At 61.2% G+C, this 11,954-nt stretch carries 9 protein-coding genes; 6 read left to right on the top strand and 3 right to left on the bottom strand.

The window, feature by feature from the left end:
- Positions 1–109 precede the first annotated feature (109 nt).
- A complete protein-coding gene (locus AC1RBR_RS24850; RefSeq protein WP_492566983.1) occupies positions 110–1,978 on the top strand; it encodes a c-type cytochrome in 1,869 nt (622 codons plus the stop codon).
- 25 nt (positions 1,979–2,003) lie between these two features.
- Positions 2,004–3,248 (top strand): metallophosphoesterase family protein, encoded by a 1,245-nt coding sequence (locus tag AC1RBR_RS24845; RefSeq protein ID WP_456018090.1) that lies wholly within the window; start codon positions 2,004–2,006, stop codon positions 3,246–3,248.
- Between the two features lie 128 nt (positions 3,249–3,376).
- On the opposite strand, the gene gbca is transcribed toward AC1RBR_RS24845, so the two are convergent.
- A complete protein-coding gene (gbca, locus tag AC1RBR_RS24840) occupies positions 3,377–4,672 on the bottom strand; it encodes a glycine betaine monooxygenase oxygenase subunit (protein ID WP_115986006.1) in 1,296 nt (431 codons plus the stop codon).
- 281 nt (positions 4,673–4,953) lie between these two features.
- On the opposite strand from gbca, the gene gbcB reads away from it, so the two are divergent.
- A complete protein-coding gene (gene gbcB / locus AC1RBR_RS24835; RefSeq protein ID WP_027610659.1) occupies positions 4,954–6,054 on the top strand; it encodes a glycine betaine monooxygenase reductase subunit in 1,101 nt (366 codons plus the stop codon).
- A gap of 122 nt (positions 6,055–6,176) precedes the next feature.
- Here the strand turns inward: gbcB and AC1RBR_RS24830 are convergent, their stop codons facing one another.
- Together AC1RBR_RS24830 and AC1RBR_RS24825 are read right to left on the bottom strand one after the other, a co-directional pair.
- A complete protein-coding gene (locus AC1RBR_RS24830) occupies positions 6,177–7,001 on the bottom strand; it encodes an SDR family oxidoreductase (RefSeq protein WP_492566981.1) in 825 nt (274 codons plus the stop codon).
- A 263-nt stretch (positions 7,002–7,264) separates the two neighbouring features.
- The gene (locus AC1RBR_RS24825; RefSeq protein WP_007913115.1) at positions 7,265–8,305 is read right to left on the bottom strand and encodes a threonine aldolase family protein; all 1,041 of its coding nucleotides are present in this window, start codon (positions 8,303–8,305) and stop codon (positions 7,265–7,267) included.
- Between the two features lie 126 nt (positions 8,306–8,431).
- Here AC1RBR_RS24825 and AC1RBR_RS24820 point away from each other — a divergent pair, with 126 nt between their 5' ends.
- From AC1RBR_RS24820 to AC1RBR_RS24810, 3 genes are all read left to right on the top strand, one after another.
- Complete coding sequence (locus AC1RBR_RS24820) at positions 8,432–9,142, top strand: TraX family protein (RefSeq protein WP_492566980.1); 711 nt, start codon at positions 8,432–8,434, stop codon at positions 9,140–9,142.
- Positions 9,143–9,427: 285 nt separating this feature from the next.
- Entirely contained in the window at positions 9,428–10,681 is a 1,254-nt protein-coding gene (gene glyA, locus AC1RBR_RS24815) for a serine hydroxymethyltransferase (RefSeq protein ID WP_007962601.1), read from the top strand.
- Positions 10,682–10,701: 20 nt separating this feature from the next.
- Positions 10,702–11,952, top strand: a complete 1,251-nt coding sequence (locus AC1RBR_RS24810) for a sarcosine oxidase subunit beta (RefSeq protein WP_003206307.1) — start codon at positions 10,702–10,704, stop codon at positions 11,950–11,952.
- The last annotated feature ends 2 nt before the right edge of the window (positions 11,953–11,954 follow it).

Raw genomic sequence — 11,954 nt, 5'->3', positions numbered from 1 at the left:
TCTGCCGGGTTTACGACGGCTTCGCCGCCGAGCGGGAGCAAGCTCCCTCGCCACAAAAGCTCATCACACAGAGGGACTCTCCTAAGGTCTGCACAAGGAAATGGATGACATGGATACCTACATCCGCTGGTTTCAACGCTTCATCTGGATCGGCATTGCGATGAACATGGTGTTCGCGATCCCGGCGCTGTTTGCGCCGGGGTTGCTGACATCGGTGGTCGGGCTGCCGCCGCAACTCTCCGACCCGTGGCTGGAAAACGCCGGGATGCTGCTGGTGGGCATCAGCGTGTTTTACATGCCGTCGGGCTTCAACGCGCCGCGCTATGTGGTGCATTCCTGGCTGTGCGTGCTGACGCGGCTGATCGCCGTGGTGTTCTGGATTTACCTGATCAACACCAGCATTCAAGGCTCGGTGTTCGTGCCGATGCTGTTGGGCGATCTGAGCTTCTTCCTGATCCTCGGTATTCTGCTGTACCTCGGCACCACGCCCGCGAACCGGCCATGGGCGCTGCTGTGCGATGGCTGGCGCGAGTGGCGCGCGGCCTGGGCGCGGCAATGGCAGAGCCATACCTTCAAGGTCGGTACCTTGGTCGTACTGGCGCTGCTCGGTTTCATTGGGTACCAGACCTGGTACCAGATGCTGCGGGTGGTGCCGGAGCAGGAGTACGCCTCCGACGAAGATCACTACAAATACGCGGCCATCGGTCTGGGCATCGAAGCGCGGATCCCGTATTACCTGTTCGCCGTGCTGCCGCAGATGTGCCCGGAAAAGCTGACCAAACCCGGCGGCTGGGAGGTCTTCGGCTTTCTCTATGAGAACGGCAAGGACCTGCCGATCGGCATGGCCAAGCGGCAGATCGGTTACCCGACCGTGGAACCAAACTGCGCGCTGTGTCACACCGGCTCCTACCGGGCCAATGCCAGCGACGTTGCGGTCAACGTACCCAGCGCGCCGGCCAACACCCTGCAACTGCAGGCCTTCCAGTGGTTCGCCTACGATTGCGCCAGCGACCCGAAATTCACCACCGACGCGGTGATGGCGGCGATCAACGGCAAATTCCAGCTGGGCTTTTTCGAGAAGCTCTACAACCGATATCTGATTATTCCGATGGCGAAGAGCGCTTTGCTCAAGCAGAAACAGGCCTACGCCTGGCAGAAGCTGCGTCCGCAACAGGGCCCGGGCCGCACCGACACCTTCAACCCGACGAAAATGGTGGTGTTCGGCTTCCCGGATGACTCGACCATCGGCACCGTCGATCTGCCGCAAGTGTGGAACCAGAAGCCGCGGGAATCGATGTACCTGCACTGGGACGGCAATAACAACAAGATCCACGAACGCAACTACGCCGCCGCGATGGCCGTGGGCGCGACCCCGGAATCGGTGCTGCCGCCGAGCTTCAACCGCGTGACCAACTGGCTGCTCGGGCACAAGGCGCCGGCATGGCCGTGGGCGCTGGATCAGGCCAGGGTCGCGCAAGGCAAGCCGATCTGGGATGCCAATTGCGCCGCGTGCCACGACTTCGGTCGCGCCGACACCGGGCAGGTCACCACCAACATCGATCAACTGGGCACCGATCCGCATCGGCTGGACTCGTTCACCACCGGTCTGGTGACCGCGTTTCACACCTTCAAGAAACCGCCGTTCGACTTCGGCGCCTATCGCAAGACCCAGAGCTACAGCAACACGCCGACTGACGGCATCTGGCTGCGCGCGCCGTACCTGCACAACGGTTCGGTGCCGACCCTGTGGGATCTGCTGCAACCGCCGGAAAAACGTCCGGTGGTGTTCATCACCGGCTCCGACGTCTACGACCCGGTCAACGTCGGTTTCGTCACCACGGGCGCTCAGGCTAAAGCCTCGGCGGATTTCAAATACGACACCCGACTGGAAGGCAACCACAACAGCGGTCACCTGTATGGCACCACGCTGTCGGACGACGACAAACGTGCGTTGATCGAATTCATGAAAACCCTGTGAGCCCTTACGGATAGAGGATTACGCCATGTCACTGGTCAGTCATTGGGAACACGAGTACGACAAGGTAAAGCTGCGCATTCACGGCTTGTTCACGCGCATGGAAATGGCCTGGATGAAGCTCATCAGCGAGCTGGAGCCGCAGGAGTTTCAGGCGATCATCAAGCTGCTGCAGCGCGGTCACGATCAGGCGCAGTACGTGCTGAAAAACGGTGAGTTGCCGGGCGATGAACCGGCGGTGCCGTGGGAGTTGTCCCATGGCCTGTCGATCCTGCGTATCGGCAATGCCACACCGTTGCCGCAATCGCCGGATCAACTGGCAACCCGGGTGTTGCAGGACGGCAGTTTGCTGGGGTGTCGCAAGTGGGAATTGCTCGACCTGCTGTGGAGCGAGGCATTGCTCAAGTGGATTGAAAACCTGCGCCATCACGCGACCTTCGGCACTGACCCGGCGGTGGTGCAGATGGAGCGCGACGTGACCCTGGCGATTGCCGGCGATTGGGGCACCGGCCCCTTTAACAGTCATGCACCGGCGGTTTCAGTCGCCAACCAGATGCAACTGGCCCAGGCCGATTTCACCATCCATCTGGGCGACGTCTACTACGCCGGCAGCCATTCGCAGGAAGACGTCGACATGGCCGGTTGGCCGATGGGCAGCCACGGCTCGTTCACCCTCAACTCCAATCACGAGATGTACAGCGGCGCCCACGGCTATTTCAAGGAACTGGCCAAGCGCTTTCCGGGGCAGCAGGGCACCAGTTATTTCGCCTTGATCAACGACGACTGGCTGGTGGTCGGGCTGGATTCGGCGTATGCCTCGGACGCGATGAACCTGTACATGGACGGCACGCTCAACGAGCCGCAGATCACCTGGATGAAAGCCCTGCCGAAACGCAAAAAGATCATGGTGCTCAGTCATCACCAGGGCTTCGATATTTCCGGGCATCACCAGACCGCGCTGTATCAACCGGTATGCGATGCCTTGGGGCGCGAGCCGGATTATTGGTACTGGGGGCATCTGCACAACGGCATCGTTTACGCACAGCAGGGCGGTTTGCACGCGCGCTGCGCCGGGCACGGGGCGATTCCCTATGGCAATGCCAGCGAGCTGAACGGGCATTCGCGGGTGTTGTGGTCGGAGACGCAGGATGCCAACGACCCGGCGTATCCGCTGCGGGTGTTGAATGGCTACGCGAAAATCAGGCTGGTGGGGGAGGATATTTTTGAGGAGTTTATTGGTGAGGATGGCAGTGTGAGGTGGTCATCGAAGTGAGGCGGTGACAGGGCCGGCCTCTTCGCGAGCAAGCCCGCTCCCACAGTGGTCGGCGGTGATAACAGAATTTGTGTACACCGCCAGTCCCTGTGGGAGCGGGCTTGCTCGCGAAGCCTTTGCTTTTGCTTTTAGCCCTGGACCGGGACGCCTTTGAGGTACGGCGCAGGCTCGGCCCCAAGGTTGCTCAGCATCCGCTCGCTGTACCAATCCACAAAATTGACCACGCCAAACTCATAGGTCTTCGAGTACGGCCCAGGCTGATAAGCCGTGGAGTTGATCCCGCGCTGGTTTTCTTCGGCCAGACGCCGGTCCTGATCGTTGGTCGCGTCCCACACCTGGCGCATGCGTTCGACGTCGTAATCCACGCCTTCGACGGCGTCCTTGTGCACCAGCCATTTGGTGGTGACCATGGTTTCCTGGGCGCTGATCGGCCACACGGTGAACACGATGATGTGGTCGCCCATGCAGTGGTTCCACGAATGCGGCAGGTGCAGGATGCGCATCGAGCCGAGATCGGGGTTCTTGATCCGGCCCATCAGTTTGGCGCAGCCCTGTTTGCCGTCCAGGGTCATCGACACGGTGCCCTTGAGCAGCGGCATGCGCACGATGCGGTTGCGCAGGCCGAAACTGGCGTGGGCGTAAGGGATCTTCTCGGCTTCCCAGGCAGCAGCGGAGGCGGCGACGTGATCCTTGAAGGCCTGATCGGCGCGCGGGTCGGTGACGTCGTCCCATTCCAGCAGGGTTTTCAGCAGTTCCGGGTGCGAGGCATTGCAGTGGTAGCACTCGCGGTTGTTTTCCAGCACCAGTTTCCAGTTGGCCTTTTCCATCAAGGTGGTGGTGATCGCCACCTTGGTGTTCTCCATGTCGTACGGTTCCATGTAGTGGTTCAGCGTCGACAGGAAGTCATCGATGGCCGGCGGATTCTCCGCCAGGCTGATGAAGATGTAGCCGCCGGCAGTCTTCACGTTCACCGGTTTGAGGCCGTACTGCTTCATGTCGAAGTCGGCGCCCATCTCGGTGCCGGCGAACAGCAGGCGCCCGTCCAGTTCGTAGGTCCACTGGTGATAGTGGCAGACCAGTTTGGCGACCTTGCCCTTTTCACTGGTGCACAGGCGCGAGCCACGGTGGCGGCAGACGTTATGAAAGGCATGCACCACACCGTCGGCGCCACGAATGACGATGATCGGGTTCTTGCCGACCTGCAGGGTCAGGTAGTTGCCCTTGGCCGGGATCTCGCAGGTCATGCCGGCGATCAACCACTCTTTCTGGAAGATCTCCTGCATGTCGATATCGAACAGGCGCTCGTCGCTGTAGAACGGCTGCGGCAGCGAAAAGGTGCGCTCGCGCTCCTGCAGCATCTGTGCGGTGGCCTTGCGTGCGGGTTCCAGCGGATCGCCCAGGCTGATTTTTGCGGTGACGTCCATCGATGTATTCCTCAAGGCCATCTGCGTGGCCGCGAAAGTGGCTGATCAGGGTTGCTACGCAAGGTGTAAAGAATTCGTCTTGGTGTGGGGCGAGTGTGGGGCCGGCGCTGCCCGGAACCTTATCCATGGGCGACATGGTGCAATCTGTTCCCGACGCGCAACCCCCGGCGGTTGGGGGCTGGTCGCGATAAGTATGCCGATGTCGCGGATAGGTAAACGGGCGGTTCACGCTATACGCAGAATCGCCACATGAAGGCCGACAGTCGGCCGTGGAGAACAGCATGTCCAACAGCTTCCTGAATCCGGTCACCACCCAGACCTGGGCCAATGGCCGACACATCGTCCGTTGCGTCAAAGTCATCCAGGAAACCTGGGATGTGCGCACCTTCTGTTTCATGGCCGACCAGCCGATCCTGTTCTTCTTCAAGCCCGGGCAGTTCGTGACCCTGGAGCTGGAAATCGACGGTCAGCCGATCATGCGCTCGTACACCATTTCCAGCTCGCCGTCGGTGCCGTACAGCTTCTCGGTGACCATCAAACGCGTGCCGGGCGGCAAGGTTTCCAACTGGCTGCACGACACCCTGCATGAAGGCCAGGAGCTAGCGGTGCACGGCCCGGTCGGGTTGTTCAACGCCATCGACTTCCCGAGCCCGAAAGTCCTGTATCTCAGCGGCGGCGTGGGGATCACCCCGTGCATGTCGATGGCGCGCTGGTTCTACGACACCAACGCCAACGTCGACATGACCTTTATCCACAGCGCCCGCTCGCCAAAAGACATCATTTACCACCGCGAGCTGGAGCACATGGCGTCGCGGATCGACAACTTCAGCCTGCACCTGATCTGCGAGAAACACGGGCTGGGCGAGCCGTGGGCCGGCTATCGCGGCTACCTCAATCACAAGATGCTGGAGCTGATGGTTCCCGACTTCCTCGAGCGCGAAGTGTTCTGCTGCGGCCCGACGCCGTACATGAACGCGGTCAAGCGCCTGCTGGAAGTGGCCGGTTACGACATGTCGCGCTATCACGAGGAATCCTTCGGCGCCACGCCACCGGAAGCGCGTGCCGATGCGGTGGAGCAAGCCGAGCAAGCAGCCGATGCGCCGGAAATCGATGCGGCGGATCTGCATCAGGTCGAATTCACCGCCTCCGGCAAGAGCATTCGCGTGGCCCCGGGCGAAACCGTGCACGCAGCGGCGGCCAAGCTTGGCCTGATGATTCCGAAAGCCTGCGGCATGGGGATTTGCGGGACGTGCAAGGTGATGAAACTGGGGGGCGAAGTGGAAATGGAGCACAACGGCGGGATTACCGAGGACGACGAGGCCGAGGGTTACATTCTGTCGTGCTGCAGCGTGCCGAAGGGCGACGTGCGTATCGAGTTCTAAGGCTTTGCACGGGCCCAAATGTGGGAGCGGGCTTGCTCGCGAAAGCGTCGGATCAGTCAGCATACGTGTTGAATGACACACCGCTTTCGCGAGCAAGCCCGCTCCCACAGGGGGAATGTGTTTCAGTCGATAAACAGGTCGGGCATCAGCGCGGCGTCGCTGTCCGGCTCGAAGCGGTAATGCTTGAACTCAGTTACGCCGTACTCACGCAAAATTTCTTCGTCGATAAGCAGCCGTCCAGTGATCTGCCGCTGGCGGCTATCCAGGATCACATGCGCCGCATCCGCCATGATCGCCGGCGTGCGCGCCTGCTTGAACGACTCGCGGTTGCCCAGCTGAAATTCGATGGCGGCGGTGGCGATCATCGTCTGCGGCCACAGTGAGTTGACGCTGATGCCGTAACTGGCGAATTCCTCGCTCATCCCGATCGTCAGCATGCTCATACCGTACTTGGTCACGGTGTAGGGGCTGAACTGGGCGAACCACTTGTTCGCCAGGTTCAGTGGCGGAGACAGATTGAGAATATGCCCGGCGGATTTCTTCAGATAGGGCAGGGCGGCCTGGCTGCACAGCAACACCGCGCGGGTGTTGATCTGGTGCATCAGGTCGAAACGCTTGAGTTCGATGTGCTGCACACCGGTGAGTTTGATCGCCCCAGCGTTATTGACCAGCGCATCGATACCGCCGAAATGTTCATTGGCCTGGGCCAGCGCACTGCGCACCGCGTCTTCATCACGCACATCGACTTGCAGGGCCAATGCCTTGCCGCCCGCCGCTTCGATTTCCGCGGCGACGCTGTGAATGGTTCCAGGCAACTTGGCGTGGGCTTCGGCGCTTTTGGCCGCAATCACGATATTGGCCCCGTCTTTCGCGGCCCGCAGCGCAATCTCACGCCCGATGCCACGGCTGGCGCCAGTGATGAACAGGGTTTTGCCTTGTAGCGACATGCCGATGCTCCTGCTTATTGTTATGTGAGCGGAGGGCTCGACAGACAATGTAGACCAAGCAGCTGTCGCGATAGGGGCGGCGAAGTGAACTTGTGGCGAGGGAGCTTGCTCCCGCTCGGCTGCGCAGCAGTCGTAAACCCAGGCAATACGGTTTGTCTGACGAACCGCCTACTCAGGTTTTGGGGGCTGCTACGCAGCCCAGCGGGAGCAAGCTCCCTCGCCACAGGGGAGTAACTTGTTACAGGAGTTCATTTGCCAAGGAATCAGGCGGACATGACTTCGCGAATGTCGCGGGCCAGTTCGCGTACGCGTTCTTCTTCGGTGTCCCACGAGCACATGAAGCGTGCGCCGCCCTTGCCGATGAAGGTGTAGAAGCGCCAGTTTTTTGCGGTCAGCGCGGCGATGGCCGGTTCCGAGAGTTGCAGGAACACGCCGTTGGCCTGCACCGGGAACATCAGTTCCACGCCGGGGATGTCGCTGACCAGTTCGGCCAGCAGTTGTGCGCAGTGGTTCGCGTGGCGGGCGTATTTGAGCCAGGCGTCGTTTTCGAGGATGCCGACCCACGGTGCCGAGAGGAAGCGCATTTTCGACGCCAGTTGCCCGGCCTGTTTGCAGCGGTAATCGAAGTCTTCGGCCAGTTTGTGGTTGAAGAACAGGATCGCTTCACCCACCGCCATACCGTTCTTGGTGCCACCGAAGCACAGCACATCGACGCCAGCCTTCCAGGTCAGGTCGGCCGGCGAGCAGCCGAGGAATGCGCAGGCGTTGGAGAAACGCGCGCCGTCCATGTGCAGGTGCAGGCCCAGCTCTTTGCAGGTGGCGCTGATGGCGCGGACTTCTTCCGGGGTGTAGACGCTGCCGACCTCAGTGGCCTGGGTCAGGGTCACCACGCGCGGTTTCGGGTAGTGGATGTCCTGGCGCTTGAGCGCGACCTCGCGGATCGACTGCGGGGTGATCTTGCCGTTTTCGGTGCCGGCGATCAGCAGTTTCGAGCCGTTGGAGAAGAATTCCGGGGCGCCGCATTCGTCGGTTTCGACGTGGGCGGTTTCCGAGCAGATCACGCTGTGGTAACTCTGGCACAGCGACGACAGCGCCAGCGAGTTGGCGGCGGTGCCGTTGAAGGCGAAAAACACTTCGCAGTCGGTTTCGAACAGCTGGCGGAAATGGTCGGCCGCGCGTGCGGTCCATTCATCGTCGCCATAAGCGCGCTGGTGGCCGTGGTTGGCCTGTTCCATGGCGGCCCAGGCTTCAGGGCAGATACCGGAGTAGTTGTCGCTGGCGAATTGTTGGCTCTTGTCGGTCATGGCCGGCTTCCGTGGTCGAGACTCTTGTGAAGGCTCGTGGTCAATGAGGGTGCGCACTTTACCGAAGATCTTCCGGGGAGCACACGGGATGTCGCTGTCAGAAAATTACCAGTTTGTTACCCGATTATGCACGTGACTAAACGCGACGGCGCGCTGGATCTGCTCAAGTGGCTGGCGCTGCTGAGCATGCTGCTCGATCACCTGCGATATGTCGGGATCAGCGCCGATTGGCTGTATGTGCCGGGGCGTCTGGCGTTCCCGTGGTTCTGTCTGGCGATGGCGGCGAACCTGTCCCGGGCCGGTGCGCAGAAGACCGAGTGGCGCTATCTGGGCTGGCTGCTGTTGTTCAGTGCGGTCAGTGAGATTCCGTACCGCTTGTACATTCCTGATCCCGACACCTTGAACGTGATGCCTACGCTGGCGCTGGGGTTGCTGGTGGCGCGGGGCTGGCAGGATCCCTCGATCATGTCGCGATTACTGGGTGTCGCTGCGTTGGTGCTGGCCGCTGTTTTTCCGGAGCGACTGATGTTCGGATTCTTCGGCGTTCTGTTGCCGCTGGCGCTGCTGTTGGTGTTTCGTCGTCCCTGGTATTTCAGCCTGCTGTCGGGGCTGGTGTGTCTGGCGGGTAATCAGTGGCAGGTGCTGTATGAGTCGGCGAGGTTCGGCAGTAGCGTGGCCATACTTGGCATTGCCACCTGCCTGTTCGCGCCAATGCTCGGAATGTTCCTGTTGCGACATGGGCGACATCTCCAGCCACCGCCAATGCGGCGCTGGGCTTACGCCCTCTACCCCGCGCATTTCCTCCTATTGCTCGCCGTCCGCACGGCATACACCTGACCCCTGTGGGAGCGGGCTTGCTCGCGAAAGCGGTGCGTCAGGCGGCATTGATGTCGACTGACACGGCCTCTTCGCGAGCAAGCCCGCTCCCACAGGGGATCTCCGCAGTTTTGGATGATGTGTCCGATCAGCCTTTTCCGGCCATGTCGTAAACGCACCTTTGCGTGGCGTCCGTAGGCATTTGAGCTGTCTGCGCCGGTCATACCATCGCATCAAAGGGCACTGCCTTGATTGCCAGTGCCTTACCGAGACGAATGGCGCACAGATGCCGCTGGGAGAGACGCGATGTTCAGCAAGCAAGACCAGATCCAGGGTTACGACGATGCACTGCTGGCGGCGATGAATGCCGAGGAGCAACGTCAGGAAGATCACATCGAGCTGATCGCGTCGGAGAACTACACCAGCAAGCGCGTCATGCAAGCGCAGGGCAGCGGCCTGACCAACAAATACGCCGAAGGTTATCCGGGCAAGCGCTACTACGGTGGCTGCGAGCATGTGGATAAAGTCGAAGCGCTGGCCATCGAGCGCGCCAAGCAGCTGTTCGGCGCCGATTACGCCAACGTCCAGCCGCACTCCGGTTCCTCGGCCAACAGCGCTGTTTATCTGGCGCTGATCCAGCCGGGCGACACCATTCTCGGCATGAGCCTGGCCCACGGCGGTCACCTGACCCACGGTGCCAAAGTGTCGTCCTCGGGCAAGCTGTACAACGCGGTGCAGTACGGCATCAACACCGACACCGGGCTGATCGATTACGACGAAGTCGAGCGTCTGGCCGTCGAGTGCAAGCCGAAGATGATCGTTGCCGGGTTCTCCGCTTACTCCAAAACTCTGGACTTCCCGCGTTTCCGCCAGATCGCCGACAAGGTCGGTGCGCTGCTGTTCGTCGACATGGCCCACGTCGCCGGTCTGGTCGCTGCTGGCCTGTACCCGAATCCGCTGCCGTACGCCGACGTGGTCACCACCACCACGCACAAGACCCTGCGCGGTCCGCGTGGCGGGCTGATCCTCGCCAAGTCCAACGAAGAGATCGAGAAAAAGCTCAACGCCGCCGTATTCCCCGGCGCCCAGGGCGGCCCGCTGATGCACGTCATCGCCGGTAAAGCGGTGTGCTTCAAGGAAGCGCTGGAGCCAGGCTTCAAGGCCTATCAGCAACAAGTGATCGACAACGCTCAAGCGATGGCCAGCGTGTTTATCAAACGTGGCTACGATGTAGTGTCCGGCGGCACCGACAACCACCTGTTCCTGGTCAGCCTGATCCGTCAGGGCCTGACCGGCAAAGATGCTGACGCTGCCCTTGGCCGTGCGCACATCACCGTCAACAAGAACGCCGTGCCGAACGACCCGCAGTCGCCGTTCGTGACCTCGGGCCTGCGCATTGGCACCCCGGCAGTCACCACGCGTGGCTTCAAGGTCGCCCAGTGTGAAGTGCTGGCCGGCTGGATCTGCGACATCCTCGACAACCTCGGTGACGCCGACGTTGAAGCGAATGTGGCCAAGAACGTCGCGGCACTGTGCGCCGACTACCCGGTTTATCGCTGAGCGGTTTGGAGTAAATGACTATGCAACGCTATTCGGGCTTCGGCCTCTTCAAACACTCCCTCAGCCACCACGAAAACTGGCAGCGCATGTGGCGCACGCCGACGCCGAAGAAGGTCTACGACGTGGTCATCGTCGGCGGTGGCGGGCACGGTCTGGCGACTGCCTACTATCTGGCGAAAGAGCACGGCATCACCAACGTGGCCGTGGTCGAAAAGGGCTGGCTGGGCGGCGGCAACACCGCGCGCAACACCACCATCGTGCGCTCCAACTACCTGTGGGACGAGTCGGCGCACCTGTACGAACACGCGATGAAACTGTGGGAAGGCCTGTCGCAGGATCTCAACTACAACGTGATGTTCTCCCAGCGCGGTGTCTACAACCTGTGCCACACCCTGCAGGACATCCGTGATTCCGAGCGTCGGGTCAGTGCCAACCGCCTCAATGGCGTCGACGGCGAACTGCTCAATGCCAAGCAAGTGGCCGACGAGATTCCGTACCTCGACTGCTCGAAAAACACTCGCTACCCGGTGATGGGCGCGACCGTTCAGCGTCGCGGTGGCGTCGCTCGTCACGATGCCGTGGCCTGGGGCTTTGCCCGTGCCGCCGATGCCTTGGGCGTGGACTTGATCCAGCAGACCGAAGTGATCGGTTTCCGCAAGGAAAACGGCGTGTGCATCGGCGTAGAAACCAACAAGGGTTTCATCGGTGCCAAGCGTGTCGGTGTGGTCACCGCCGGTAACTCCGGGCACATGGCCAAACTCGCCGGTTTCCGTCTGCCGATCGAGTCTCACCCGCTGCAAGCGCTGGTGTCCGAGCCGATCAAACCGATTATCGACAGCGTGATCATGTCCAACGCCGTGCACGGATACATCAGCCAGTCCGACAAGGGCGACCTGGTGATCGGCGCCGGTATCGACGGCTACAACGGCTACGGCCAGCGCGGTTCGTACCCGGTGATCGAGCACACCATCCAGGCCATCGTCGAGATGTTCCCGGTGCTGTCGCGGGTGCGCATGAACCGCCAGTGGGGCGGCATCGTCGACACCACGCCAGACGCCTGCCCGATCATTTCGAAAACCCCGGTACCGAACATGTTCTTCAACTGCGGTTGGGGCACTGGTGGCTTCAAGGCCACACCTGGCTCGGGCAACGTGTTTGCCGCGAGTCTGGCCAAGGGTGAAATGCACCCATTGGCTGCACCTTTCTCCATCGACCGTTTCCACAACGGTGCGTTGATCGATGAACACGGCGCTGCTGCGGTTGCCCACTAACA

The organism is Pseudomonas sp. GW823-FHT01D03 (genome assembly GCF_058798255.1).
The sequence above is the reverse complement of the archived record's forward strand: the minus strand, read 5'-3'. Positions and strand labels throughout refer to the sequence as shown.

Excerpts from the sequence above, each read along its gene's own strand:
- AC1RBR_RS24850 (WP_492566983.1), top strand. The coding sequence starts at position 110 with ATGGATACCTACATCCGCTGGTTTCAACGCTTCATCTGGATCGGCATT.
- AC1RBR_RS24845 (WP_456018090.1), top strand. The coding sequence starts at position 2,004 with ATGTCACTGGTCAGTCATTGGGAACACGAGTACGACAAGGTAAAGCTG.
- gbca (WP_115986006.1), bottom strand. The coding sequence starts at position 4,672 with ATGGACGTCACCGCAAAAATCAGCCTGGGCGATCCGCTGGAACCCGCA.
- gbcB (WP_027610659.1), top strand. The coding sequence starts at position 4,954 with ATGTCCAACAGCTTCCTGAATCCGGTCACCACCCAGACCTGGGCCAAT.
- AC1RBR_RS24830 (WP_492566981.1), bottom strand. The coding sequence starts at position 7,001 with ATGTCGCTACAAGGCAAAACCCTGTTCATCACTGGCGCCAGCCGTGGC.
- AC1RBR_RS24825 (WP_007913115.1), bottom strand. The coding sequence starts at position 8,305 with ATGACCGACAAGAGCCAACAATTCGCCAGCGACAACTACTCCGGTATC.
- AC1RBR_RS24820 (WP_492566980.1), top strand. The coding sequence starts at position 8,432 with ATGCACGTGACTAAACGCGACGGCGCGCTGGATCTGCTCAAGTGGCTG.
- glyA (WP_007962601.1), top strand. The coding sequence starts at position 9,428 with ATGTTCAGCAAGCAAGACCAGATCCAGGGTTACGACGATGCACTGCTG.
- AC1RBR_RS24810 (WP_003206307.1), top strand. The coding sequence starts at position 10,702 with ATGCAACGCTATTCGGGCTTCGGCCTCTTCAAACACTCCCTCAGCCAC.